This window comes from Mesorhizobium kamtschaticum (assembly GCF_056174585.1).
Genome location: NZ_CM149691.1, coordinates 2959640 through 2985944, shown reverse-complemented (window position 1 = coordinate 2985944; position 26305 = coordinate 2959640). Strand labels below are relative to the sequence as shown.

The 26305-nt window shown below is 64.0% G+C and carries 25 protein-coding genes and 1 pseudogene; 11 read left to right on the top strand and 15 right to left on the bottom strand.

The annotated features are described in order from the left end of the window. The first annotated feature begins 332 nt into the window (after positions 1–332). Entirely contained in the window at positions 333–3530 is a 3198-nt protein-coding gene (locus tag AC0V7N_RS14615; RefSeq protein WP_475458604.1) for a patatin-like phospholipase family protein, read from the top strand. A 107-nt stretch (positions 3531–3637) separates the two neighbouring features. On the opposite strand, the gene AC0V7N_RS14610 is transcribed toward AC0V7N_RS14615, so the two are convergent. From AC0V7N_RS14610 to AC0V7N_RS14555, 12 genes are all read right to left on the bottom strand, one after another. Continuing rightward, positions 3638–4645 carry an ABC transporter permease subunit gene (locus AC0V7N_RS14610; RefSeq protein WP_496627923.1) on the bottom strand — a complete coding sequence of 336 codons (1008 nt, stop codon included), beginning with the start codon at positions 4643–4645 and terminating at the stop codon, positions 3638–3640. A 5-nt stretch (positions 4646–4650) separates the two neighbouring features. Beyond that, the gene (locus AC0V7N_RS14605) at positions 4651–5547 is read right to left on the bottom strand and encodes a branched-chain amino acid ABC transporter permease (RefSeq protein WP_475458600.1); all 897 of its coding nucleotides are present in this window, start codon (positions 5545–5547) and stop codon (positions 4651–4653) included. Beyond that, the gene (locus AC0V7N_RS14600) at positions 5544–6272 is read right to left on the bottom strand and encodes an ATP-binding cassette domain-containing protein (protein WP_496627922.1); all 729 of its coding nucleotides are present in this window, start codon (positions 6270–6272) and stop codon (positions 5544–5546) included. Before AC0V7N_RS14600 ends, AC0V7N_RS14605 begins: the two co-directional genes overlap by 4 nt. Continuing rightward, entirely contained in the window at positions 6253–6702 is a 450-nt protein-coding gene (locus AC0V7N_RS14595) for an ABC transporter ATP-binding protein C-terminal domain-containing protein (protein ID WP_496627920.1), read from the bottom strand. Before AC0V7N_RS14595 ends, AC0V7N_RS14600 begins: the two co-directional genes overlap by 20 nt. Then, the gene (locus AC0V7N_RS14590; RefSeq protein ID WP_496627918.1) at positions 6699–6989 is read right to left on the bottom strand and encodes an ATP-binding cassette domain-containing protein; all 291 of its coding nucleotides are present in this window, start codon (positions 6987–6989) and stop codon (positions 6699–6701) included. Before AC0V7N_RS14590 ends, AC0V7N_RS14595 begins: the two co-directional genes overlap by 4 nt. A 144-nt stretch (positions 6990–7133) precedes the next feature. Then, a complete protein-coding gene (locus AC0V7N_RS14585) occupies positions 7134–8342 on the bottom strand; it encodes an ABC transporter substrate-binding protein (RefSeq protein ID WP_496627917.1) in 1209 nt (402 codons plus the stop codon). Between the two features lie 56 nt (positions 8343–8398). Then, positions 8399–8788 carry a nuclear transport factor 2 family protein gene (locus AC0V7N_RS14580; protein ID WP_475458588.1) on the bottom strand — a complete coding sequence of 130 codons (390 nt, stop codon included), beginning with the start codon at positions 8786–8788 and terminating at the stop codon, positions 8399–8401. A 17-nt stretch (positions 8789–8805) separates the two neighbouring features. Further along, positions 8806–9291, bottom strand: a complete 486-nt coding sequence (locus AC0V7N_RS14575; protein WP_496627916.1) for a MoaF C-terminal domain-containing protein — start codon at positions 9289–9291, stop codon at positions 8806–8808. A gap of 41 nt (positions 9292–9332) precedes the next feature. Then, the gene (locus AC0V7N_RS14570) at positions 9333–9599 is read right to left on the bottom strand and encodes a MoaF N-terminal domain-containing protein (protein WP_496627915.1); all 267 of its coding nucleotides are present in this window, start codon (positions 9597–9599) and stop codon (positions 9333–9335) included. 13 nt (positions 9600–9612) lie between these two features. Next, the gene (locus AC0V7N_RS14565) at positions 9613–10401 is read right to left on the bottom strand and encodes an SDR family NAD(P)-dependent oxidoreductase (RefSeq protein WP_475458583.1); all 789 of its coding nucleotides are present in this window, start codon (positions 10399–10401) and stop codon (positions 9613–9615) included. Positions 10402–10594: 193 nt separating this feature from the next. Next, positions 10595–11176 carry a YceI family protein gene (locus AC0V7N_RS14560; RefSeq protein ID WP_475460331.1) on the bottom strand — a complete coding sequence of 194 codons (582 nt, stop codon included), beginning with the start codon at positions 11174–11176 and terminating at the stop codon, positions 10595–10597. Between the two features lie 41 nt (positions 11177–11217). Beyond that, the gene (locus tag AC0V7N_RS14555; RefSeq protein ID WP_475458581.1) at positions 11218–12117 is read right to left on the bottom strand and encodes a hypothetical protein; all 900 of its coding nucleotides are present in this window, start codon (positions 12115–12117) and stop codon (positions 11218–11220) included. Positions 12118–12439: 322 nt separating this feature from the next. Here AC0V7N_RS14555 and AC0V7N_RS14550 point away from each other — a divergent pair, with 322 nt between their 5' ends. The 4 genes from AC0V7N_RS14550 (at position 12440) to AC0V7N_RS14535 (ending at position 17657) form a co-directional block, all read left to right on the top strand. Beyond that, entirely contained in the window at positions 12440–13942 is a 1503-nt protein-coding gene (locus tag AC0V7N_RS14550) for an aldehyde dehydrogenase family protein (RefSeq protein ID WP_475458579.1), read from the top strand. 1 nt (position 13943) lies between these two features. Continuing rightward, positions 13944–15530 (top strand): GMC family oxidoreductase, encoded by a 1587-nt coding sequence (locus AC0V7N_RS14545; RefSeq protein WP_475458577.1) that lies wholly within the window; start codon positions 13944–13946, stop codon positions 15528–15530. A gap of 97 nt (positions 15531–15627) precedes the next feature. Then, positions 15628–16632 (top strand): NADP-dependent oxidoreductase, encoded by a 1005-nt coding sequence (locus tag AC0V7N_RS14540; RefSeq protein ID WP_475458575.1) that lies wholly within the window; start codon positions 15628–15630, stop codon positions 16630–16632. Between the two features lie 212 nt (positions 16633–16844). Further along, a complete protein-coding gene (locus tag AC0V7N_RS14535; RefSeq protein WP_475458573.1) occupies positions 16845–17657 on the top strand; it encodes a PfkB family carbohydrate kinase in 813 nt (270 codons plus the stop codon). A gap of 26 nt (positions 17658–17683) precedes the next feature. Here the strand turns inward: AC0V7N_RS14535 and AC0V7N_RS14530 are convergent, their stop codons facing one another. Then, positions 17684–17878, bottom strand: coding sequence for a hypothetical protein (locus AC0V7N_RS14530; RefSeq protein WP_475458571.1), 195 nt, complete (start codon positions 17876–17878; stop codon positions 17684–17686). Between AC0V7N_RS14530 and AC0V7N_RS14525 the strand changes: the two are divergent. Beyond that, a pseudogene (locus AC0V7N_RS14525) lies at positions 17877–19102 on the top strand (alpha-D-ribose 1-methylphosphonate 5-triphosphate diphosphatase). The gene AC0V7N_RS14530 and the pseudogene AC0V7N_RS14525 overlap by 2 nt on opposite strands. Positions 19103–19243: 141 nt before the next feature. Here the strand turns inward: AC0V7N_RS14525 and AC0V7N_RS14520 are convergent. Further along, a complete protein-coding gene (locus tag AC0V7N_RS14520) occupies positions 19244–19444 on the bottom strand; it encodes a hypothetical protein (protein WP_475458566.1) in 201 nt (66 codons plus the stop codon). A gap of 79 nt (positions 19445–19523) precedes the next feature. Beyond that, the gene (locus AC0V7N_RS14515; protein ID WP_475458563.1) at positions 19524–20018 is read right to left on the bottom strand and encodes a hypothetical protein; all 495 of its coding nucleotides are present in this window, start codon (positions 20016–20018) and stop codon (positions 19524–19526) included. A gap of 170 nt (positions 20019–20188) precedes the next feature. On the opposite strand from AC0V7N_RS14515, the gene AC0V7N_RS14510 reads away from it, so the two are divergent. From AC0V7N_RS14510 to AC0V7N_RS14490, 5 genes are all read left to right on the top strand, one after another. After that, a complete protein-coding gene (locus AC0V7N_RS14510; RefSeq protein ID WP_475458561.1) occupies positions 20189–21187 on the top strand; it encodes a sugar ABC transporter substrate-binding protein in 999 nt (332 codons plus the stop codon). Next, a complete protein-coding gene (locus AC0V7N_RS14505) occupies positions 21184–22188 on the top strand; it encodes an ABC transporter permease (protein WP_475458559.1) in 1005 nt (334 codons plus the stop codon). Before AC0V7N_RS14510 ends, AC0V7N_RS14505 begins: the two co-directional genes overlap by 4 nt. Further along, a complete protein-coding gene (locus AC0V7N_RS14500) occupies positions 22185–22949 on the top strand; it encodes an ATP-binding cassette domain-containing protein (RefSeq protein ID WP_027044431.1) in 765 nt (254 codons plus the stop codon). The genes AC0V7N_RS14505 and AC0V7N_RS14500 overlap by 4 nt, the downstream gene beginning before the upstream one ends. A 64-nt stretch (positions 22950–23013) precedes the next feature. Further along, a complete protein-coding gene (locus tag AC0V7N_RS14495) occupies positions 23014–24102 on the top strand; it encodes a Gfo/Idh/MocA family protein (RefSeq protein WP_475458557.1) in 1089 nt (362 codons plus the stop codon). A 117-nt stretch (positions 24103–24219) separates the two neighbouring features. Beyond that, positions 24220–26238 (top strand): amidase, encoded by a 2019-nt coding sequence (locus AC0V7N_RS14490; RefSeq protein ID WP_475458554.1) that lies wholly within the window; start codon positions 24220–24222, stop codon positions 26236–26238. The last annotated feature ends 67 nt before the right edge of the window (positions 26239–26305 follow it).

Genomic DNA, 26305 nt, shown 5'->3' with positions numbered 1-26305 from the left:
GCCCATTCCTGACACCGGATGACAATCCGGCACCACGATGCGTGCCAGATCGAACACTGAGTAGATGACGAAGGCACCGGAGCATCGTGCCGGACGGTCCCCTCAACGCAAATCCGCGCGCAGGTCGCGCGCGCCGCCGATGAGCACCCCATCGGCGCCAGCGGGGCACCAGTCGGCAAATTGTTCGTCGTGATTTTACATTCAGCTATAGCTGAACTCGCCCCTCTATATCTTTGCTGAAAGAATAGCTGTCGGACCTCGCGGAACGGCTATCAATCATGCAAGCAATTGGGTAATAATTTCGGGCATGACATTTGGGCCGGGGGGCGCTTATGCAGGGAGCAACCAATTCATCCACAGCATCAGCCAAAGCCGATCCCGGCACCGTCACATTCGATCGGGTGCTGAAGGACGAGTACGAAGCAATTCATGAGCGGCGTGGCGAGCCAATCAGCGTCGACAAACCGGACAATCTCTTCGGTGTCGCCTTGTCGGGTGGCGGAATCCGCTCGGCGTCGTTTTCCCTTGGCGCATTGCAGGCCCTGAACCTCTACGGCCTGATCCCGAAGATCGATTATCTGTCGACCGTATCGGGCGGCGGCTACATCGGGGCAAGCATGGTCGCCGCGTTGACCCGCGAAGCTGACGACGCTGCTGAAGCCGCTCGCCACGCTAAGGCCCAAGGTACGGCGCCGATTGTGAAGCCCCTCAAGTTCCCGTTCGCAGATGATGAGAAAACCGGTGGCGATAGCAGTCAAGTCAAGCATCTGCGTGACAACAGCAAGTTCCTTGCGCCCGAGGGACTGAGAGATATCGGCCTATCGCTGGCGATCCTCCTTCGCGGTCTGATGGTCAACTTCCTGCTGCTGCTGACAGTGATGTTGCCTCTGGCGACGTTGCTCATCCTGGCCAACCCGACCACGGCTCATCTTAAGCGCAGTCTGATTTCGGATCTTCCACCTTTCCTGGCTTGTCCAAAGTACAATGGATTCTGGTGCTATCCCTTGGCCGACACCGGTGGCTGGCAATGGTTGCACCCCTACATCAGCGATCCGTGGATCATGAGCAAGCTCGTCGCTGTATCTTTGGGATGCTGGCTGGTCGGTTGGGCGCTGTCGCGATCCATTGTCGATTTTGCAGGCGGTGCGAGGGCAAGAGACCTCTTCGAGCCGTCGTCGCGGGGCGCCGGGATGGGCCGGGCACTGCTGGTTCTGCTTTGCGTGTCGATGATTGTCGAGCTGCAGCCATATGTGATCAATCTTGCCATCTGGTTCCAGACATCGGCGGATGTCGGCTTCACACTGAAGGCACTGGCGACCAGCGCCGTTGCCTTGATCACCTCTACGGCTGCTTTCCGCGGTGTGCTGATCGGCTGGATCGAACGGGCGCTGAACTCGCAGAAGACAGGCGCGTGGCTTCAGGGGCTGCTGGCGCAATCCGCTTTCTATGCGTTGGGCATGGCGCTGCCGCTGCTGCTCTACGGCCTGTTCATCATGCTCGTGGCCTGGGGAATCAAGATCCAGCCGCCCTTGGGTTCGCAACCATCTCTGTTCGTCTGGCTGCTCACCCGCCTTGGTGAGGCATTCCCGGTGCTGGCAAACCACTTGGCTTCATGGGGCATCACCTTCGAGCGGCCGAGCCGGGTCATTGCGGGATATGCGCTCAGTCCACACTGGTTGACCAGCGCCAACCATTTCTGGTCGTTCATCCTTGGCACCGTCGTCTTGATGGGCGCCTCATGGTTCATCACCTACAGATCATACAAGGACACCAGAGCCGGCGAGGCTCTAACCTGGAAGGTCCGTCTCGCTTTCCTTGGCGACCGATTGCGTTCGCCCAAAGTGAAGCCCAGCATCGCCTTGTATATCGTGGCCGCATTGGTGGTCGCGGCACTGGCCGCGGCGGCGGTGCGGCCCGTGGATGCAGGCGATCAATGGCCGGTGCTGTGCAACTATGTTGGGCTGACGTTGTCGGTCTGGCTTGTCACACTGTTCTTCACGGAAAATGCGAACGGCCTGCATCGTCTTTACCGTGACAGACTTCAAGCCGCTTTCAGTCTGGGTAGAACCCAGGAGACTGGGATGAAGTTGCATGAACTCAGTGACAAAGCACCCTATTTGTTGGTGAACGGAACGCTGAACGTCAAGCGGTCGACGAAAGGCACAACAACAACAACGACCGAATTTGACCCGGCCAAGCGCGGCAGAAACGCCGAGTTCTTTGTCTTTTCAAAGAAATACGTCGGAAGCGATGCGACACATTATGCGCCAGCGAAACGGTTGGCGGAATGTGAAAATCAGCTGGATCTGGCGACAGCGACAGCGATATCCGGTGCCGCCGTATCGTCCAGCATGGGCCGCATAAAGATCGGCCTGCTCGGTCCGACATTGGCAATGCTCAATCTGCGGATGGGCTTTTGGCTGACGAATCCCAAGCGGCTTCTCTATTGGGAGGAGTATCGGGGTGATATCTACGACTATCGCGATCGAGCTGCGAAAAAGGCCGTGCAGAAGGCTGAGGAGGAACTGACCAAGGCAGCCGAGGTGGAAGGGCATGCCGCGCCGACCACAGGCATTGAGGCAGTCGCCCTGGATGCCCAATCCGGGCCCCTCCCGGAGGCAGGCGCAAACGAGGCAGAGCACGAAACCCGGGCCTTGGCTGGAGCCCCGGTCAAGAAGCCTCAAGAGCGCAGCTGGGAAGAGTATATGCGCCTCTATCTGTTCCAGGAGGCCTTCGGCATATTGAGGTCGGACAGTTCGCGCATCTACATCACCGATGGCGGGCATCTCGACAATCTCGGCCTTTATCAATTGCTGAAGCGCAAGTGCAAACTGATCATCGTCGTCGATGGTGAAGCCGATCCGGGCATGAACTTCGGCGCATTCTGCGATGTGCAGCGCTTTATCCGGATCGATGAAAGCACCCGCATCGAACTGGATTGGCAGCCGATCCGCGACACCGTCATCAAGCGCCAGGCGGACAAGGTGAAACGAGAGCCAAGCGAAAGCCTGGCTCATCTGCATCATTTCGCCATCGGCCGCATAGCCTATGCCGACAAGGCGAATTCACGCGAAGAGGGACTGCTGCTCTATATCAAAGCCGCGGTGACCGGCGACGAGCCCGATTATGTGCTCGACTATGAGCGCCGCAACCCGCTGTTTCCTCACGAATCGACGGGCGACCAGTTCTTTTCCGAGGAGCAGATGGAGTCCTATCGGGCTCTCGGTTTCCACTCCGTGAAACGCGCCTTTGACGGTCTCGACATCAAAGACAAAAGCGAAGCCTACAAGCTCGAAAAAGAGCGCATCAGCCAGTTCCGAGACGAGTTGGGGGTGACGAACTACATCGATGATTGGCGGCAAAACGCGCGCAAGGCGGTCAAAGGCAAGACGTCCGGCAAGGTACAGAAACAGTCACCTGTCATGCCAAAGTCGGCGGCCACGAAGTCCACCGGTAAAGCCGGTGCTCAAGGGGTTCGCAAGCGCAAGGCACGGTCAAGAATTCCGAGGGAGATAGCGGCGTACGAATAGGGACCGAACTTGCATCCAGCAACCGGCTGTTAGCGCCAGGTTCTTAGAGCGCCACGGACGTTCGCGTTTCTGACATTGAACCGGCGGCAGCCGGCCGCGTTTTGACATTAGCCTCGCACCACCCGCGCCCTGCCGCCAAAACTCCGCATCAGGCCCTTCGGCAAGAACAGCATCGCCAGGATGATCGTCAGCCCTGAAATCACCGGGTGATAATCGGGCACCACGATGCGTGCCAGATCAAACACCGCATACATCACGAAGGCGCCGAGGATCGGGCCGAGCAGCGTGCCGGTACCGCCGACCACGGTCATCATCAGCGGCAACAGCATCCAGTCGAGGTCGAAGACCGAATCCGGGCCGACATGGAAGATGTAATAGGTGTAGAGGCTGCCGGCGATGCCGGCGATGAAGGCGCTGCCGGCGAAGGCTGCGACCTTGACCTTGAGCACATCGATGCCGTTGGCCGAGGCCGCCATCTCGTCGTCGCGCACGGCGATCAGCGCCAGCCCGTAGCGCGAGCGCATCAGCAGGCGAATGGCAAGTGCCGTGCCGACCATCAGGCCGAGCCCGACCAGATAGTGCGGCAACAGCGTGTCGAAGGTGCCGGCGGGTGCGACGACGCCGAAGGCGCCGCCGGTGAAGTCGCCGCCATTGATGAACATCACCTTGACGATCTCGCCGAAGCCGAGCGTGCCCAGCGCGAAATAGTCGCCGCGCAGTTTGGACAAAAGCGGCAGGCCGATGATGATGGCGGCCACCGCCGCGACCAGCCCGCCCAGCACCATCGTCACCGGGTCGAAATAATAAATGCGCGGATAGGCGTCATAAAGCGAGCCCCAGAGATAGTTGCCGCTCCACAGGATGGCGGTGGTGTAGGCGCCGAGCCCGAAGAAGGCGTGATTGCCGAGGCTGATCTGCCCCCCGAAACCGGCGACCAGGTTCCAGCCTTGAGCCATTATCGCGTAGATGAAGACGAAGAACAGGAACGAGAAGGCATAGCCATCGATCGCGCCGGGCAGCAGCGGCAGCAGTGCGAGCGCCGCGATGACGGCGACGGCTATCCATGTCCAGGCTTGTTTCGGCCAGGCCCGTTCCAAATAGGCTTGCTTCACCATGGTGCTCAAGCTTTCTTGTAGGGCCGGCTGAACAGGCCTTCCGGCTTGAACATCAGCACCGCCAGGAACACGCCATAGGCGATGGCGTTGGTCCAGCCGCCCGAGATGAAATACTGCACATAAGCCTCGATAAGACCGAGGATGATGCCGCCGGCCAGCGCGCCCGCGACATTGCCGATGCCGCCCAGCGCCAGCGCCACCAGCGCCTTCAGGCTGAAGATGAAACCGGCGAACGGGTTGAACGGGAAGGTGGTCGCCACCGCCACGCCTGCCGCTCCGGCCAGCGCGATGCCGATGGCGAAGGCAATCGCATTGACGCGGTGCGGGCTGATGCCCATCAGCGTCGCCGCTTCCATGTCTTCCGAAGTTGCGCGCACCGCCTTGCCGACAATCGTCTTGCGCAGGAACAGCACCACCAGCCCGGTGCCGGCGAGCGCGATCAAAAAGCCCATCGAGCGCATGAACGAGGTGCGCACGCCCAAAATCTCGATGCCGCTTGCCGTGTAGGAGGTGACGATCGCGGCGGTGTTGCCGCCCCAGATGACCGTCATCAAATTCTGGACCAGGAACATCAGGCCCACGGCGATCAAGAGCGAGATGTTGCGGTCCTCCGCGGCCGCCGCGCGGCGGAACAGGCCCTGGTAGATCAACCAGCCGACGACGAGCCCGACCGGAATGACGATCAGCAGCGACAGGAACGGGTCGATGCCCAGCCCATAGAACAGCGCCCGCACGAAATAGGCGGCGAGGATGATCATCGCGCCCTGCGCCAGGAAGATCAGCCGCATGGTGCCGAAGATGAGGCTCAAGCCCACGGCGGCGACGCCATACATGGCGCCGCCCAGCGCACCATTGAGCGACAGCTGCAGCAGGATTTCGGGAGGCGGAATGGCCTGCATCATTGCACCTCCAACACGCCCATATAGGCCTTCTGGATTTCGGGGTCGGCGATGAGCTCGGCGCCCGTGCCTTGCATGGCGAGTTCGCCGGTCTTCAGCACGAAGCCGTAATCGGCAACCTTCAGCGCCTGGTGGATATTCTGCTCGACGAGCAGGATGGTGACGCCCTGTTTGTGCAACGTCTCGATCAGCGCGAACATCTGCTGCACGACGATGGGGCTCAGGCCCAGCGACGGCTCGTCGAGGATGAGCAGCGACGGCTCCGACATGGTGGCGCGTGCGATGGCCAGCATCTGCTGCTCGCCGCCGGAGAGCGAGCCGGCCTTCTGCCCTGCCCGCTCCTGCAGCCGCGGAAACAGCGTGTAGGCTTTCTCCAGCGACTGCTTGAAGCGCTTGCGCACCCTGGGCTGGAAGGCGCCGAGTTCGAGGTTTTCCAGCACCGTCATCTGCCGGAACAGGCCGCGCCCTTCCGGCACATGCGCGATGCCCATGCCGGCGATCTCCTCCGGCGCCTTGCCGGCCAGCGGCGCGCCCGCGAGAAAGATCTCGCCGCGCTTCGGCTTCAGCAGGCCGGAGATCGTCTTCAAAAGCGTCGTCTTGCCCGCGCCATTGGCGCCGACAATGGCGACGATGCTGCCGGGGTCGACATGGATCGACACGCCCCACAGCGCGCCGACATCGCCATAGGCGACTTCGAGATTGGTGACTTCAAGCAGCCGGTTCGCCAAGATAGGCCTCGATCACTTTGCGGTTGGCGACGATTTCGCGCGGGCTGCCGTCGGCGATCTTCTCGCCATGGTCGAGCACGATCACCCGGCTGCAGACTTTCATGATGGCATCGACCTTGTGTTCGACCCACAGGATCGACACGCCCCGCTCGCTGCGCACCCGGCGGATGACATCGACCATGCGCTGGATCTCGGTCGGATTCAGCCCCGCCATCGGCTCGTCGAGCAGGAGCAGTGCCGGGCTGGAGGCGACGGCCCGGGCGATCTCCAGGAGGCGTCGGTCGGACAGCGTCATATGCGCGGTGCGGACATCGCGCTTGGCGGTCAGCCCCACCAGTTCCAGCGCCTCCTCGGCGGCAGCCGTGGCATGCCTGACACGCCCGCCTGATCCATAGACCGCGCCGACCATGATGTTCTCGAACGCGGTCATGGTGAGAACGTACGCACCAATTGGAAGGTGCGGGCAATGCCCAGCCTGCAGATGCGGTGCGGCGCCGTGCCGGTGATGTCCTGGCCACGGAAGCGGATGCGCCCTTGCGTCGGCGTGTAGAGCGCGGTGATCAGGTTGAACAGCGTCGACTTGCCGGCGCCATTCGGACCGATCAGCCCGATCAGCTCGTTGGTACCGACAGCAATGTCGATGTTGTTGAGCACGACAAGCCCGCCGAACCGCTTCTGGACCGCCTCGAGGCGAAGCAGGGTTTCGTCAGGCTGCATCGTGTTTCCGGTTCCCCAAATCGTCAGGTGCCAAATCGTCAGGTGCCAAGTCGTCAGGTGTCAAGTCGTCAGGTGCTTGACATCGCGGCGGGCGCCTAGCTTGGCAATCAGGCGCCCGCCTCCCCCGCCGCTGTCTTCACCCGCTCAGCGCTTGTCCCAGGCCGGCGCCGGCTTGTAGGTCCAGTTGCCGTCCGGGAAGATCAGCTGGTGCTTGCCTTGCCACCATTGCGTGGCGACGCTGGGGATGAGCGCAAAGCCGGTCTGGTCGAATTTGAGATCGCCAACCACCGTATCCTTGAACTCCTGGCCGAAGATCGCGTCATGCAGCGCGCCGGCATCGGTGGAGCCGGCCTTCTCGATCGCCTGCGCCAGCACCTGCGCATTGGCGTAGAAGGCGCCGACGGTCACCGAGTCCTTCTTGAACTCGGCCTCGTAGCGGTCGCCGAGTTCCTTGGCGCCCTTGTAGGGATAGCTCGCCGACCAGAAACCGTCGGTCAGGATGTAATCGGAATCGGCCCCTAGTGCTTCGTGGAACTCGCCCGTCCAGGTCCCTTTCCAGCCATGCAGATAGGGCACGGAGAAGCCGAGCTCCTTCATCTGGCGCAGCAGCGTCACCGTATCGGCCGGCGAGCCGAACACCAGCATGGCGTCGACATTGGCCGCCTTGAGCTTGGTGATCAGCGCCGAATAATCGGTGGCGCCGATCGCCCAGGGATCGTCGACGGCGAAAGTGTAGCCATACTTCTTGGCCGCCGCCTCGAAGGCGCCGCCAAAGCCCTTGCCGTCGGGCGAATCCTCGGACACCAGCGCCGGGTTCTTCGGCTTCTCATTGGCCGGCAGCTTGTCCCAGATCTCGAATGGCACCTCGGCACCCGGCCCTGGATGGAAGAAGAACAGCGCCGAATATTTGAGCTTCAGCGGCTGCCATTCAAACGGGAAGGCCGTCGTGATCATGTAGAACTTCTTGTACTTCTCGGCGACGATGGCGCCGGCGATGTTCATCGGTCCCGAATGGGTCGACAGCAGCGCATCGACCTTCTGCACCTTGATCAGGTTTTCGAGCGCCGAGGCCACCTTGCCCTCCGAGCTTTCGTCGTCGGCGACGACGAGGCGCACCGGGAGCTTCTTGCCGGCCGACTTGACCATGATGCCGCCGGCCTTGTTGATGTCGGCCACCGCCTGCTCATAGGCCCATTTCTGCTCCTTGCCGTCGCCGGCCAGCGGCCCGGTCAAGGAGATCGGCGCGCCGATGACGATCTCGGTGTCGCCGGCATTCGCCAGGCTGGTGTCGCCAAGCGCAAGCGCGCTTGTCAGAGCCAGGCCCGCCAGCATTGCCTTCAGACTGTTTCCCATTTCATCCTCCCAGGTTTTTCGATCGTGCAGACACCGTCGGTGTCCGCAGGCATGCCTCAGACCGTCGCTGCCGCAACCAGCCTGGTGTCGGTGAACTGCTCGAAACTGAGCGCCTTGCCGTCCTCCATTTCCCAGACATGGACGACGCGCGCCGACATCGGCTTGCCGGTCTTTTTGTAGGTGCCCGAATAGGTGCCGATGCCGACAATGGTGGTGCCGCCATCGACCAGTTTTTCGAGTTTCAGGGCATAGCCGTCCCACTCCTCGCCGATGCGCTTGAAGACGCCTTCGATGATGGCGTCGGGGCCGACATAGGTGCCGGCATAGGGAAAGCCCGCCATCTCGGTCCAGGCCGTGCGGCTGGTGACCGGCGCCATCATCGCGGCCAAATCCTTGGCGTCGGAGCCGGCATAATGCGCCTTGATCGCTTCGTGGTTTTTATTCATGGCGTCCCCCCGCGCGGTCAGACCGGCGCCTTGCCTTCGTCGTAGACGGTTCTGGATTTCTTCTCGATCTGGGCGCCGGCCGGTTTGTTCTCGATCTTGCCCTGGCTGGTCACGCCGAGGAATTTGCCCGTCGAGTGCATGACGTCCCAATTGTAGAAGAACAGCGAGGCGACCGGGATGATGAACTCGCGGAAGCCGAACACATACTGGTTCTCGGCGAACTTCCAGGTCGTCGCCAGGTCGACGTCGCCATGGCCGCGCTGGATGCCGACGAGGTTCTGCCAGGCATAGCGCTCGGACGAGAGATAGATGTGCTCGTAGACATGGTTTGGACTGTAAGTGTAGTGCGCGGTGAGCCCGATCAGGTCCCGGGTTGGCGCCGGCGCGATGCCGGTCGGCGCGACCAAGGGATCGCCGAGCACGCCGGCCGACCAGGTCTGCGCCACGCGCGGCTCGCCGGGCGCTTCACCGGCATCGCGCACCCGTTCGCGCACCGACAGCACGCGGCGCGTGCTGGTGTTGACGATGAAGGCCTCGTCCTCGTTCAGTCGGGCCGAGAAATCATGTTGATGAAGAACACGTTGGAGGCGACTTCGAGCGCCTCGTACCAGTCGGCGCCGGCCTCCGTGCCTTCGCTCCACGCCACCGTGTCGACGGAGGTGAAGGCGAGGTCGATGGTGCGGCCGGTGTCGAGCGTGATCTTGAAGGTCTGGCCGCGCAGCGCATCCGTCGTCGCCAACCGGTTGGTAGCGATGCCGGCGGCGAAGTCGTCGAAGTGCTTCCAGTCCGCCGGTCTGTTCTGGTCGTTCATGGCCATCTCCACATCAATCCACAAAAGCTAACGTCGGCAGGTCGACGACGGTGGCGCCGCCATCGACCGTCAGGATCGAACCGTTCATCATCGCCGCCTCCTCCGAAGCGACGAAGCAGATGACGTTGGACACCTCCTCCCGCGTCGCCGGCCGGCCAAGCGGCACGTCCTTCGTCACCAGGCGGTAGGCCTCTTCGATCGAGCCAAGCCCGTGCTTTTCGACGATCACCTCCATCTGCTCGTCGGCCATGTCGGTCGACACCCAGCCCGGGCAGATCATGTTGGTGCGCACGCCCTTGCGGCCATAGTCCCGCGCCAGCGATTTGCCGAAGCCGATCAAGGCATGTTTCATGGTGACGTAGCCGGCCGCGTCCGGGCCGGCGAACAGGCCGGCAATCGAGGCGACGACGACGATATTGCCCTTTTGCGCAATCAGGTCGGGCAGGCATTCGCGGGCGCAAACGAAAGCGGTGTCGAGATTGCTGCGCGTCGCCATGCTCCAGGTCTCGTCGCTCATCGAAATGGTCGGGCCGACGCCATGGCCGCCGGCATTGGCGACGAGGATGTCGACCGGGCCGATCTTGTCGTGCACTTCGGCCAGCGCGGCACGCACCGCCCGGGGATCGGCGGCATCGCCCTGCACCACCAGCCCGCCAATGTTTTTGGTCACCGCTTCCAGCGGCTCGCGCCGCCGGCCCATCAGCACCACCCTGGCGCCATCGGCCGCCATGCGCCTGGCGACCGCCGCACCGATGCCGGTACCGCCGCCAGTGATGAAGGCCGTCTTTCCAAGAAATCGCATGGTTCCATCCCGATTGCTGAGCGCGCCGGCTATGCGCCGATCTTCGCTGGGGATAGTGCGGCATCGGCCATTCCGCGTCTTGTCCGAGCGGGAACTTTGTTTTGACTGAGCGCGCACTTTGCGCCTTGCCCGATGAAGTGCCGCGCGACCTTTTTTTCGATCGCGCGGCCGCCACCCGCTGACTGCCGGCGGCCTATTTCTTGACTGCTTCCAAATCGATGACGATGTCGACATCCGGGCCGAGGCCGAAGCCGGCGGCGGCCTTGGCCATCGGGAAGTCGGCGGTGCTGACTTTTCCGGTGGCGGTGAACGCCGCCTTGGTCAGCGTCGCATCCCAAGGTGCGGGCGCCTCATTGACCAGCGTCACGTCGAGCGTGATCTCCTTGGACACGCCGCTGATGGTAAGGTTGCCCGTGACCTTGCCGGTCTTGTCGCTGACCTTCTCGACCTTGGTGCTTTCGAAGGAGATCGCCGGGAATTCGGCGGCGTTGAAGAAGTCGGGGCCTTTCAGATCGCTGTCGCGCTGGTCATAGGCGGTGTGCACCGAGCCGACATCGAGCTCGGCCTTGACGCTGCTCTTCGATGGATCGGCCTTGTCCATTACGATCGCGCCCTTCACGGCGCCGAACTGGCCATGCGCGGTGCCGTAAATGCCGTGCTTGATGGTGAAGGTCACCCAGGCATGCTGGCCGTCGATCTCGTAATTGTCGGCGTGCGCGACCGATGCGAAGGCGCACATCGAGGCAAAGGCAAGGGCGGCCGTCAGTTTTCTCATCGTCACGTTACTCTCCCCATTGTTGGTTGTCATTCCTTGGCTCAGGAAAAGCCAAGCGCGGCTCCGTGCGGCGCAAACAGGATCGCCGTCAGGATGGCCAATATCGCCGGCGCGGCGATCAGCAGGCCGGCAACCAGCGGCCGCAACGGCCGGGCACCGGGAACAAGGCCCCGCAACGGACCGGGCACCAGGGCGGCCACGATCAACGGCAAGGGCGAAAGCATGAGCGCGGCCGGATTGGCCTTTGGCGCCAGCAGCGCGACTTGGATCAACACCGTGGCGGCGGCAAAGATGAGGATCAGCTCGGTGCCCTTGCTCCAGGCAGTGGCCGACCCGCCACGCAGCACCGCGATATATTGGACGAGGCACCAGCCGCCGGCGAGCGCGGCAAGCGATCCCAGCAACTGCCCTGTGACGATCGAGGCGCCGAGCACCGAGATGATGGCGCCGGCCAGGCATAAAGCGAGCATGGCCGCCGGCACCAGGAACGGCTCCTCTGCCGGAGGCGATGGCGAAGCTTTCAGGGACAGCAGCATCGCGGCGCCGACGATCGCCAGCAGGCCGGCGATGAGGGCGGCGATCATCTGCAGGTCGAGTGCACCGCCGGCGATACGGCGCCAGCCGAGCCACAGCAGCGCGGCCGCAAGAGCGGCAGCGACAAGCTTGCTCGTGACGGCAGCGCTGAGCAGGCGTTCGGGCAACAAGCCGATGACGATGCCGGCAAAGGCGAGATAGATCAGCTTCTGGCTGGCGGCGACGGGCGGCACCACGGGCGGGCCGAGCGTGTCCCAGTAGAAGAACAGCAGCAGCGCGGCCGACACCAGCGAAAGCACGGGCGCGAACGGCGGCAGGGCAAATCGCGCCAGCAGCGCCATGACCACGCCGAGCAGAAACGGCAGCGCCGCCGTGGTGACCATCGGATTGCCCAGCAATGCGCTCAATTACACCCCTCCGAGCCAGCTCCCTCACCCAGCCTCCGCTTCGCTCGGCTGACCTCTCCCCGAGGGGAGAGGAGACATGCAGCGTCGCCGCCTTCCTCTTCTTCCCAGCGGGGAGAAGGCGGCCGGATGAGGGGGCGGCGCGGCGAGACCGGGTTGGCGATGATCCGTTCTTCAATCTTGACCGGCGAAGTAGCGAGCGTCTTGTCCGAGCGGGAACTTTGTTTTGACTGAGAGCGCACTCGTGCTGCCTTTGGCTTGAAGCCTGCCGATGCGCTCCATAACCCTCGCTGCACTGTGTTCACCAGCAATCGAGGAGGATGGCATGAACGAGAGAACCGTGCCGCCGATCAGCGCTGCAGCAGCCGCCTTCCTGGCGCGTTCGCACCGGCCGTTCATCAATGGCCGCTTCGTCGATGGGCTCGCCGGTGAAGGCCTCGCCGTCGACGATTCCGCTTCCGGCGAGATCGTCGCCCGTGTCCCCGAGAGCGGCCCCGAACTGGTCGACCAGGCGGTGCGCGCGGCGCGTGCCGCCCTAGATGGCCCCTGGGCCTCGATGCGGCCGGTCGACCGCCAGAATTTGATGCTGAAACTCGCCGACGCCGTCGAGGCCGATGCCGATCTGCTCGCCGAGATCGAAAGCATCGAGAACGGCAAGTCGCTCGGCGTCGCGCGCATGCTGAGCGCCGGCGGCACCGTCGACTGGCTGCGCTACTACGCCGGCTGGGCGACCAAGATCGAGGGCTCGACCTTCCAGGTCTCCATCCCCGTGCCGCCGGGCGCCAGGCATCAGGCGATGACGGTGATGGAGCCGGTCGGCGTCGTCGGCGCCATCGTGCCGTGGAATTTTCCGCTCTTGATCGGCATGTGGAAGATCGCGCCGGCGCTCGCCTGCGGCTGCACGGTAGTCCTGAAGCCGCCGCAGGAGACCCCGCTCGGCCTGCTCAGGCTCGCCGAGCTGATCGAGGCTGTCGGTTTCCCGCCCGGCGTCGTCAACATCGTCACCGGCAGCGGGTCAATCACCGGCGAAGCGCTGATCCGCCATCCCGGCATCGACAAGCTGACCTTCACCGGTTCGACGGAGGTCGGCAAGCGCGTCGGCCACGCCGCGGTCGACCGTGTCGCCCGCTTCACGCTGGAGCTCGGCTCGAAATCGCCGATGATCCTGCTCGCCGACATGGAGGAAGGCATCGAGCCGCTGATCGCGGGCCTCGGCATGTTCTTCAACCAGGGCCAGGTCTGCACCTCGGCCTCGCGGCTGCTGATCGAGAAGTCGATCTATGATCGCACGTTGGCAAGACTGGCCGAGATCGCCGACGGCATGACGCTGGGCGCCGGCCGCGATGCGGGCGCTGAGATCAACCCGCTGGTCTCGGCCAAGCACAGAAGAAGCGTCGAGGGCTTTGTCGAGCGCAGTCTGGCGGCGGGCGTCGAACGAGTCAGCGGCACACGGCCGGTGCCCGGCAAGGGCCACTATGTGGCGCCGACCATCCTGCACAATGTCCGCCCCGACATGGAGATCGTGCGCGAGGAGGTGTTCGGCCCGGTGGTGGCGGCGATGCCGGTCGCCGATCTCGACGAGGCGATCCGCATCGCCAACGACACGCGCTACGGCCTGTCGGCCTCGATCTGGACCCGCGACATGGGCAAGGCGATGACCGCCATCCACGGCCTCAAGGCTGGCACGGTATGGGTCAATTCGCACAACACACTCGACCCCAACGCCCCCTTCGGCGGCTTCAAGCAGTCCGGTATCGGTCGCGAGCATGGTCGTGCCGCCATCGACGGCTATCTCGAAACCAAGACCGTCATCATGCGCTACGCCTGACATGAGTGTCGAATACGACTACATCATCGCCGGCGCCGGCTCGGCCGGCTGCACGCTGGCCAACCGGCTGGTCAATGCCGGCAAGCGCGTGCTGGTCGTCGAGGCCGGCCCGGCCGACAACACCAGGCTGATCGACATGCCCGCCACCTTCGCCAAGGTGATCGGCACGGCGCGCAGCTGGATCTACGAATCCGAGCCCGAGCCCAGTGTCGGCGGCCGCCGGCTGCCGGTGCCGCAGGGCCGCACGCTGGGCGGCGGCTCCTCCATCAACGCCATGCTCTACATCAGGGGCCAGCCGCAGGATTATGACGGCTGGCGCGACCTCGGCTGCCCCGGCTGGGGCTGGGACGAGGTGCTGCCGGTGTTCCGGCGGCTGGAGCGCAATGAGCGGCTGGCCGGCGAGCGCCACGGCACCGAGGGACCGCTGCCAGTCTCCGATCCCCGCCACCGCCATCCCCTGTCATTGGCCTATGTCAAGGCCGCGCAACAGGCCGGCTACCGCTACAATGACGACTTCAACGGCGCCGCGCAGGAAGGCGTCGGCTTCTACCAGACGACGACCGCCAATGGCGAACGCCAGTCGGCGGCAAAGGTGTTCCTGCGACCGCTGGCCGGCAACGCCAACCTCACCGTCATCACCGATGCGCTGGTCACCGGCGTGACCCTGGAAAACGGTGCGGCGAGCGGCCTCGCCTACACCACCTCGGACGGCCAAAGCCATGCGGCGACGGCAAAGGCCGAAGTGATCCTCACCGCTGGCGCGCTGGCGACCCCGAAGCTGATGATGCTGTCTGGCCTTGGGCCGGCCGAGCACCTGACCGGGCTCGGCATTCCGGTCATCCGCGACATGCCTTCGGTCGGCCGTGACCTGCAGGATCACGTCGCCGCACCCGTCTATGCGCTGACGCGGCAGCCGGTCTCGCTGCTGGGCGAAGATCGCGGCCTTCGGGCGTTGCGCCACGGCCTGCAATATCTGCTGTTCCGGACCGGCCTGCTCACCTCCAACGTCGTCGAGAGCGGTGGCTTCTTCGACAGCGATGGCGACGGCCGGCCCGATATCCAGTTCCACGTCCTGCCGGTGATGATCGAAAGCGCCGAACACGGCTCGATCGAACGCCACGGCATGGAGCTCAACCCTTGTGTGCTGAGGCCCAAGTCGCGCGGCACCGTCAGGCTGCGCTCGCGCGACGCGGCCGACCCGATCCGCTTCACCACCGGCTTCCTGTCCGACCCGGACGATCTCGCTTTGCTGCTTGCCGGCATGAAGATCACCCGCAATATCCTGCGCCAGCCGGCGCTACGGGCAGTGGTCGCCGAAGAACTTTCGCCCGGCGAGGACGCCGACCTCTCCGACCAGGCGATTACGGACCACATCCTCGAACATGCCAAGACCGTCTATCACCCTTGCGGCACCTGCCGGATGGGCAGCGACGACGATGCGGTGGTCGATCCGCAACTGCGCGTGCGCGGCGTGCCGCGCCTGCGCATCTGCGACGCCTCGATCATGCCGCGCCTCATCAGCGGCAACACCAACGCCCCGGTGATCATGATCGCCGACCGCTGCGCCGATTTCATTCTGGGCGGTTAGCGCCCATTGCGGCCGGCCATCTGACCGCCTTGCCGAGACGGCGCTCCGTTTGCGTTTGGCTGGCAACATGGCATGCTCCTGCCGAGAGGCAGGGATTTTGCGCGCATACGTTCTCAAGCACTATGGCGGCCCCGAAAGTGCGCTGATGACGGATGTCCCGGCCCCCGTGCCGGGGCCGCGCGAGCTGCTCGTTGAAGTCGAGGCCGCGGGACTGAACCCGGTGGATTTCAAGTTCCGCCAGGGAAAGATGCGCGCGATCCTGCGGCCAAAGCTGCCGCTGGTGCTCGGCAACGAACTGGCGGGGACCGTCATTGCCGTTGGCAGCCAGGTCGAGCGGTTCCGCGTCGGCGATCCTGTGTTTGCCCGGATCGCCAAGGATCGTGCCGGCGCCTTCGCCGAGCAGGCATGCGTTGACGAGGATTACGCCGCCCACATACCCCCAGTTCTGGATTTCACCACCGCCGCGGCCGTCCCCCTGGCCGGGCTGACTGCCTTGCAGGCACTGAGAGACGTGCTCGATGTCAAACCGGGGCAGAAACTGTTCATCTCCGGCGGCGCCGGCGGGGTCGGCACTTTTGCCATCCAGATCGCCAAATGGCTCGGCGCCCATGTGACGACCACGGCTTCGAAGCGAGGGGAAGCCCTGGTGCGCTCGCTCGGCTGCGATGAGGTGATCGACTATACGGTCCAGAACATATCCAGTGTCGAAGGCCAGTTTGACGCGGGACTTGACCTGGTTGGCGGCAAGGCCCTGGACCAGATGTTCGACATCATGAAGCCCGGGACCATGATCGTTTCAGTGGCTGGCGTGCCGGAACCGCAAACCGCGATCAGGGATCTGGGCGGTCGCCGGGTTCTCTCCGCCGTCTTCTGGCTCATCAGCCACGGCGTCCGGGCCCGGGCTCGCCGCGCGGGCGTCGGCTATCGCTATTTCTTCATGCACCCAAGCGGCCGCGATCTCTCTGTGCTTGCTGAACTCATCGAGCGGGGGAAACTGAAGGTCATCGTCGACAGGACCTATCCATTTGCTGGGATTGCCGAGGCGCTCGACTATGTCGAAAGCGGACGCGCCAAGGGAAAAGTTGTTGTCACGATCCGATGAGTTGACGGCTGGCTGTTCTTCCTCCGTCTCTCTCCTTGGCGTTCGCCGCCTGCGCCAGCACGCTGAGCAGCTGGCTCGTATTGTCGATCGGGAACTGCACGCCTGCTGTCCGTGGCGCCGGTCCTGATGCTATGCCTGCTCGCGCCGCGCATCATCGTCGATGCGCTGGCGCCATGCCTGGGCGAAAGGCAGAAGGCGAAAAAGCAGGGACCATGAGCACAGTCATCGTTGTCGGCTATGTCAATTACGACCAGGTCTGGTCACTGTCCTCGCCCCTCGCCTCGGGCGCGCGCATCGTCTATTCCGGCCGCAGCGTCAGGCTCGGCGGTGGCGGCTTCCACACCGGCACCCAGCTGGCCAGGCTCGGCAACCATGTCCGGCTGATCAGCAATCTGATGGACGACGACCATGGCCGGGCAGCGCTCGCCAAATTGCAGGCGAACGGCATCTATACCGGCTGCGTCACCATCTGGGCCGGCGAAACCCGGTTCACCGAAATCCTGCTCGAGCCGAATGGCGAGCGCACCATTTTGAACCCCGGCGGCCAGATGCGCCCGCCCTTCGCCGCACCGGAGCCCGTCAGCGGTGACGCCGCCTATCTCAACGCCCTGGTGCTCGATGCCGGTCTCATCGCCTCCCTGAAGACGATTCCTCTGGTGATCTCGCAATTTCCGCTGCGCAGCGCCTCGCCGCGCCCGGCCGACATCGTCATCGGATCGCGCGCCGATTTTCCCGGCGAGGACACGCGAGCGATCTGGGAGCGAGCAACGGGGATCGCCGGGCCTCGTCTGAGGACGCTGGTACTGACCGACGGAACGCGCCCGATCTCGCTCTATGACGGCAAGGTGCTGAACCACGTCACGCCGTTGAAGCAGGTTTCCGTGCCCGACACGATCGGCGCCGGCGACTGTTTCACCGGGATATTCCTCCATGGCCTGCTCCAAGGGCTCAGCCTCGCGGTTTCCGCCGAGCAGGCAAGCCAGCAAACCGCCGAATGGCTGTCGGAACGATCCCGTACCGACTGAGCCAAGCGCTGCGGCAAGGCGGGCTTTCATGAAAATGTCATAAAAATCAAATGGAAACCGACGTTCGAGTGAACTAGAAAACGTCCGAATGTCTTGGACGGATCGCGACCGATGCGGCGGCAAGCCGGCGCATCATGATTCCAGTTTTTCATCACCCCGACGATGTCGCCGGCCTTGTCGACCGCGACCTTGAAACCGCTTCCTTGCAAGAGACCTGACATGTGGCTGAGTGAATTCGAAATTGTCCTGCGCGACCGCGTCATCCCGAACGGCGCGATCAGGATCGAGAACGGCCGGATCGCCGAAATCCGCGACAAGCCTGTCGAGCATGCCGACATCGAGGGTGGCGGCCGCCTCCTGCTGCCCGGCTTCATCGACATGCATGGCGACATGGTGGAGAGGGAAGTCGAGCCGCGCATCGGCGTGCACGTGCCGATGCGGATAGGCATTGCCGAACTCGACAAGAAGCTCGCCTCCTGCGGCGTCACCACGGCCTATGCCGCGCTTTCCTTCATCGGCGCCAGCGTCACCAGCGGCGTGCTGCGCTCGGAAGATCATACGACTGCGATCATCGACACCATTGCCGGCATGAAGGACGACCTTTTGGTCGATCACCGCATCCATGCCCGCTTCGAAGTGACCTTCACCCCGGCGATTCCCAAGCTGCAGAAGCTGATGGATGCCGGCAGGCTGCATTTGATCTCGCTGATGGATCACACGCCCGGACAGGGGCAGTACCGCGACGTCGAACTCTACATCGCCCGCATCGCCAAGGAGCGCGGCATGTCCGTCGCGGACGCGTCCGAGGTCGTCGGCAAGCGCATGGCCGGCCGTAACGGTCAGGGTGATGTGTTGAACGCGCTGCAGGATCTGTCGGCGCGTGCGCAAGCCGCCGGCATCGTGCTTGCCTCGCATGACGACGACACGCTGGAGAAGGTGGAACTGGTCCACGGCCTGGGTGCCGCGCTCTCAGAATTCCCGGTGACCCTGGAAGCCGCGCAGGAAGCCCGCAGGCTGGGCATGCATACCGCCATGGGCGCGCCCAACGCGCTGCGCGGAGAATCCTATTCCGGCAATCTTCCGCCCGCCAGGCCTACGAGGCCGGGCTGCTCGACATGGTGGCCAGCGACTACCATCCGGCCTCGATCCTGCCGGCCGTGCTTGGCCTGGCGGAACTGCGGAGCGATGGCCTGGTGGCGGCAGCGGCACTCACAAGCGCCAACCCGGCCGCAGCCCTGGGGCTCACCGATCGCGGCGCCATCGAGCCGGGGCTTTTGGCTGATCTTGTGGTGGCGGACCGCCATCCCGTGCCACGTGTGCGTGCCACCTTCCGCGCCGGCCGCATGATCTACGGCGATGGCACGCTGAGCCTGGCAGGGAAAGTAGAACGCCTTGCCGCTGCCTTGGCTGAACGGCTACCGGCTGCCTTCCGGGAAAGCGCGTAGCGCTTTCCGTTGGGAATTGCGTCAAAACAAAGAGATAGAACTAAAGCAATTCCAGGAAAAGCATGTACCGGTTCTCCCATGGGAATTGCGTCAAACAAAGAGTTGGATCAGCTCGCCGTTTCCGTGAACCGGTGAGCCGCTCTAAACGTCGAGCGCGACCATCATACCGCGCACTTCAGCCATTTCCAGCAGCATGTCCTGCAGGGTTTCGACGGCCAGCGTCGCACCGGTTATGGCCAGCAACTCGGTAATACTCTCTCTCATGGAAATGACCGCCATTCCGGTTTTCTCGGAAAGCAGCCGTCCGATGGCCGCTTGGATCAGAATATTCTGGTCAGGCATGATTCCCCTTTCATGCTGGATGACGATATAAGTTTTTCTCCAACGGTATGCTTTTTGCGCAACTTCTGCGAGCCTTAGCTTACGCTTGCAAGCCGTTTTGATGTGTCGGATCTGTATTATTTGTCCGACAGTTGCTCAGCGATGACAGCGGCGGCAGCGACCACGGCTTGCCGTCGGCTTCCATGGCTGCAAGCAGAGCCAGTGGCACTTGGTATCGGTAGAGCCCGATGAATGTCCTGCCTCCCGCCATTGCCGGCAATTCCGTGTCGAAAATGGAATATGTGCCCGATGGCTCGTTCAGGATCTCAAAGCGGTCCAATGCAAACCTCGTGTTCCCCCTGGAAAACCAGTAACGCAAACCGCCCGCCAGAAGTTGCAACGGGTGATGCTTTTTTTGTCGCCATGGAACGTATGTGCCGCCGGCACCGGCCGACGTACGAGCGATGTCGTGCGGCGGAGCGGTGAAAATCACTTCGCACCATTTTAAATCTTGACGCGTGTCAATTTTTTCTGAAACATGCGCAAACGCCGGCAAGGCATCGGCCGGCGCTCTGGGAGGAGCAATGCCTGACACGAAGGAGCGCCCGCACCGGGGCCACGCGCCGCATATCCAGCGGCTGGCAGCGACGTGTCGGCGGTTCGTGACACCAGGCGTTGGGGTCGCGTGCGTCCTGTCGGCCACTTCGTTCGCCGAACACCGAAACTGATGCGACGGCACATCAAACAATAAGGAGGAGGAAAACCATGAGCATATTTAATGGCTTAAAGCTCGGCACAGGACTGCTTGGCGCGGGCCTGCTGGCAACCATCGTCTCGGCCCACGCCGAGGACGCAGCCAAGGTCGCGGCTATCGTCAAGGGCCTCGACAACCCCTTCTTCCAGACCATGCAGAAGGGCATCGAGGAGCAGGGCAAGGCCAACGGCGTCAATGTCAGCGTCCAGGCCGCCGCCAATATGGGCGACGCCACCGGCCAGGCCGACCGCCTGACTGCGATGGCCTTGCAGGATTTCGATTGCTATCTGGTCAACCCGATCAGCGTCTCCAACCTCGTCCAGGCATTGGTGCCGGTCGCCCAGAAGAAGAAGCCGATCGTCAACATCGACTCGACCATCGACGCCGAACAGGCCAAGGCCGCCGGCTTCGCCGTCTCGACCTATATCGGCACCGACAATGTCGCCGCCGGCGCGCTGGCCGGCGAGGAAATGCTGAAGCTGGTGCCGAAGGGCGGCAAGGTCGCGCTGATCGCCGGCATCGTCGGCGATGTCGGCTCCAACGCCCGCATCAAGGGCTTCAAGCAGGCCGTCGAAGGCAAGCTCGAGGTGGTGGTGATGGTGAGCGCCGACTGGGATCGTGAGAAGGCACTGACGGCGGCCACCGACATCCTCGCCGCCCATCCCGATCTCGCCGGCTTCTTCGCCGCCAACGACATCATGGCGCTCGGCGTCGAACGCGCCGTGCAGACCTCTGGCAAGGACGTCAAGGTGATCGGCCTCGACGGCATTGTCGACGCGCTGAAGTCGATCGCGGCAGGCGAGCTCACGGCCACCGTGGCGCAATATCCCTATGTCGTCGGCGCCATGGGCGTCGAAGCCTGTGCGTTGGCGGCCAAGGGCAAGGAATTGCCCGCCAACGTGCCCGCGCCCGTGCTCCTGATCAACAAGGCCAATGCCGACGCCTCGCTCACGAACTTCCCGCGCCCCGGCGGCGACTATCCCGATCCCTTCCGCGAGATGCTGAAGTGAGCAATTCCACGGACAACGCGCCCGTCGCCCATTCGGCGGGCGCGGCGGAGGAGAGCCGCCCCTCCCTGTCGGCTCTCCTCCTGGATCCGTCCTTCTGGGCCGACTGGGCGTCCGTCGTCGGCCTGGTCGGGCTCGTCATCGTCTTCGGCATCGCCCAGCCGGTCTTCCTCAGCATCGCCAATCTCCAGGCATTGCTGCTGGCGGCAGCGATCCTGGTGGTGCTGTCGATCGGCCAGACCTTCGTCGTCGCGACCTCAGGCATCGACCTGTCGCTGGCCGCGGCCGTCATGCTCGGCGCCATCGTCCTCGGTCTGGTCAACACCGCCGGCTACGGCATCTTCATCGCCTGCGTGCTCGCGGTACTCGCCACCAGCGCCATCGGCTTCCTCAACGGCCTCATCATCACCGTCGGCAAAATTCCCGATTTCGTGGTGACGCTCGGCACGCTGTCGGCCATCACCGGGCTTGGCCTGATCATGTCGGGCGGCGAACCGACCATGGTCGGCTCGACCTTCCTGCTGAAGCTCGCTTCGGGCTCGTTCGGGCCGTTCGGCTATCCGGTCTGGGTGGCGATCGGTGCCGTCATCGCAGCACATATCGCGCTCTACCACACGCGCTTCGGCGTGCATCTGCTGGCGACCGGCGGCCAGGTCGAAAGCGCTGGTGCGCTCGGCATCCGCACCAACCGCGTCAAGATCGCCGCCTACACCATTTCGGGCTTCTGCGCCGGCCTCGCGGCCATTCTTCTGGTGGCGCGCATCGGTTCGGCCGAGCCGCAGATCAACACCAGCCTGCTCCTGAATTCGGTGGCGGCGGTGGTGCTGGGCGGCGTCAGCCTGTTCGGCGGCCGCGCCAGCATATTGGGTCCGGCCATCGGCGCGCTGATGCTGACAGCGCTGGTCAACGGCCTGACCTTGCTCAACGTCTCGGCCTTCTACCAACCACTTGCCGTGGGTGCCATCGTGGTGCTGGCAGCCCTGATCATGCGGTACCAGAAATGAGCGCCGTCAGCCCTTCCCCTGCCTCCGACGCGATCATCGCCTGCGACGGCCTGAGCAAGCATTTCGGCGGCGTGCGCGCCTTCACCGATGTCGCCTTCCAGGCGCGTCGCGGCGAGGTCACAGCCGTAATCGGCGACAATGGCGCCGGCAAGTCGACGCTGATCCGCTGCCTGGTCGGCGTGCATGTGCCGGATGCCGGCTCGATCGTCTTCGACGGCCGCGAGCATCCCTTCTCCAACCCGGATGGGGCACGCAAGGCCGGCATCGAGACCGTGCACCAGAACCTAGCGCTGATCGATGAGCTGACGGTGGCGCAGAACCTGTTTCTCAACCGCGAGCTCGTGCGCCGCATCGGCCCCTTCGCGTTCCTCGACCGCAAGGCGATGAAACGCGAGGCGCGCGCCATGCTGTCGCGCCTGTCGATCAACGTGCCGTCGATCAACCAGCGTGTGCGGCGCCTGTCGGGCGGCCAGCGGCAGGCGATCTCGATCTGCCGCGCCGTCGGCTCCGGCGCCAAGCTGGTGGTGATGGACGAACCGACGGCCGCACTCGGCGTGCAGGAGACCGCCAATGTCGAGGCGCTGATCCGGCGCCTGCGCGAGCAATCCGTGAGCGTCATCCTGGTCAGCCACAATTTCGATCAGGTGCGGCGCCTGTCCGACCAGATCTGGGTGATGCGGGCTGGAAAGATGGCAGCCACCGTGCGCGCCTCGGAGACCACGGGCAACGAGCTCGTCGCGCTGGTCACCGGCGCGGCGTAACCGCCCAATCGTGAAATCAACCGTTGGCCGCCTGGGCCGGAAATGAAATCAAGGGAGTTTGAGAGTGGCACCACTTCGTGTCGGGCTTGTGGGTCTTGGAGAAGTCGCGCAGTCGATCCATCTGCCTGTTCTGGCCGACCAGCGCGACCGCTGGGTGATCGCGGGCGTGTATGACGTGTCGCCGAGCCTGGTGACGCTCATCACCTCGCAACATGCGACGGCAAAAGCCTTCGACACGGCCGAGGCGCTGATCGCTTCGCCTGATGTCGACGTGGTCTTCGTGCTGTCATCCGACGACACCCACAGCCGCCTCGTGCGCGCGGCCATGCAAGCCGACAAGCACATCCTGCTGGAAAAGCCCGCTTGTCTCACGGTGCGCGAGATCGACGAATTGCTGGCGCTGATGCCGGCCTACAAGAAGACCCTCTTCGTCGGCTACATGCGCCGCTACGCACCGGCCTATCTGGCGGCCAGGGATGAACTGCCCGCCCATGCCGACATCACCCATGTCCGCATCTTCGATCTGATTTCGGAAGGCCGCCATTTCCTCAAGAAGAGCCAGAATGTCCTTTATCCCCGGGACATCGACCCAGCCCTGCTGGCACGCGGCGCCAAGGAGCGGGACGCACTGATCCGCGAAGTCGTCGGCGCCGACGCCCCCGCCGACCTGGTGCGCGCCTATCGTGGGCTGACGGCGCTGTCCTCGCACCACATCTCGGCGATGCGCGGACTGATTGGCGAGCCCGTCGGTGTGGTCGCCGCGCACCGCACCAATGGCGGCGCCAACACGTCGGTCACTTTCGACTACGGCCATTTCGCCTGCCTCTATGATGCGGTGGTCGACGATCTCGGCTTGTTCGACGCCATGATCGAGGTGCGCTCCAACACCCGGCGCGTGCGCATCATTTACGACACGCCCTATATCCGCAGCCTGCCGACCCGACTGGAAGTGACCGAGGCCGGCCCGCTCGGCCCGGTGACGAAAAGTTTCGGACCGCTTTATGGCGACGCCTTCTCCAACGAGCTGGAGATTTTCCATCGCCATATCACCGAGGGCACCAAGCCGCTGACCGACCTCGCCGACTCGCGGCGCGACCTGGCGCTGATGGCCGAGATCATTGAGCGCATGAAGGGGAGTGGCGGAGACGCCTGAGCGCTGCCGGCAAGGTGTCGGCAGGAACAACACGTTCCGGCAAAGATTGACTGCTGGCTCTTGCCGAAGCCGGCGGCCTCGCTCATCCATGGCGGGCGACAACAGCCGGGGCCAATGATGACCGATGCCAGCCTTCATCTCGTCGAAGCAACGATCGAGCAATTGCGCCGCGCGCTGGACGACGGTCTCGTCACCAGCGTCGAACTGGTCGCGGCGTATCTCAGGCGCATCGCGCATTTCGACCGGCATGGCATCAGCCTCAACGCGGTTCCCGTACTCAATCCTGATATGTTTGCGGAAGCGGCCGCTTCCGACCAGCGGCGGCGCAACAGTGCCACGCTCGGCCCGCTCGACGGCATCCCCTATACCGCCAAGGACAGCTACAAGGTCGCTGGCCTGACGGTGGCCGCCGGCTCGCCGGCCTTCGAACATCTCGTCGCCAATGAGGACGCCTTCACCATCGCCCGGCTGCGCGCCGGCGGCGCAGTGCTGATCGGCCTCACCAACATGCCGCCCATGGCCAATGGCGGCATGCAGCGCGGCGTCTATGGCCGCGCCGAAAGCCCCTACAATGCCGACTATCTGACCGCCGCCTTTGCATCCGGCTCGTCCAATGGCTCCGGCACGGCGACAGCGGCCAGCTTCTGTGCCTTCGGCCTCGGCGAGGAAACCTGGTCGTCCGGCCGCGCGCCGGCCAGCAACAATGCACTGGTCGCCTACACGCCGTCGCGCGGCGTCATTTCCGTGCGTGGTAACTGGCCCCTGGTGCCGACCATGGATGTCGTGGTGCCGCACACGCGGACCATGCACGATATGCTCGAACTGCTCGATGTGATCGTTGCCGATGATCCGGAAACGCGAGGCGATTTCTGGCGCGCACAGCCCTGGGTCGCCTTGCCGAAAAGCTCCGAGGTACGGCCGCAACGCTATGCTGATCTGAGGCTTGCCGGCTCGCTGCAGGGCAAACGGCTTGGCGTGCCAAAAATGTATATCGGCCGCGACAGCGAGGCCGACCGGCCGATCGAAACCCGCGCCTCGGTTATTGCGCTCTGGGAACAGGCTGCGACCGATCTCAAGCGGCTGGGCGCCGAGGTGGTGGAGGTCGATTTTCCCGTCGTCTCCAACTATGAGCGCGACCGCCCCGGCGCCCGCAGCATGGTGGAGCGTGGGCTGGTGCCGCAGGACTTCGCTGACAGCGAACTCTGGGACCTCTGCATCTGGGGCTGGGACGACTTCCTGCGCGCCAATGCCGACCCGGCGCTGCCCGATCTCACCTCGGTCGACGGTCCAAAGATTTTCCCGCAGCCGCCGGGCACGCTGCCCGACCGCTATGACGGCGGCTTCGACCTGGCGGAGTATGTCGAACGAGCGAAGCTTGGCGTCACGCCCGTCACGGATATTCCGACACTAGAAGACGGCCTGAAAGGGCTGGAAGCGACACGACGGCTCGATTTCGAGGACTGGCTCGACGCCCAAGGCATCGACGCCGTGGTCCTGCCCGCCGCCGCCGATGTCGGCCCGGCCGATGCCGACACCAACGAAGCGTCGGCGGCGCTCGCCTGGCGCAACGGCACCTGGGTCGCCAACGGCAACCTGGTTTGGCGCCATTTCGGCATCCCGACCGTCACCGTACCGATGGGCACCATGGCCGACATCGGCATGCCGGTCGGCCTGACCTTCGCCGGCAAGGCCTATGACGACGAACGCTTGCTGCGCATGGCCGGCGATTTCGAGCGCGCCACGCAGCGCCGCACTCGCCCGCCGCGCACGCCTGAACTGGCCGACGATGTGTTTTCGAGCCGACCCCGCGAGGCCAGCAATGGCAAGGCACCACCGCTGGCAATCGCGCTTGTCGCCGAGACGCGGACTTCCGGCGATCAGGACGAGATCGCGTTAACGCTCGACCTTCCGGCCGAGGCGGAGAACGCCAGCGTCAAGGTGCACGTCAATGGAGAGGCCGTCGCGATGCAGCGAAGCGGTGCGCGCTTCAGCGGGAGCACCCTCGTTCCCGCCCCCGAGCATAAGCGGATCCACAGCGTCTGGCGCGGCTCGTATGGTTCGATCGTCACAGCGGTGGTGCGGCTGGAGGATGGGCGTAGTGCCGGCGCTTATGTGGTGACGGGCGGGATTGGGTGAGGCTGCGGCCTCCCCTTTCTTCGTCATCCTAGGGCGGAGCAAGGAGCGAAGCGACGCGGCGCAGACC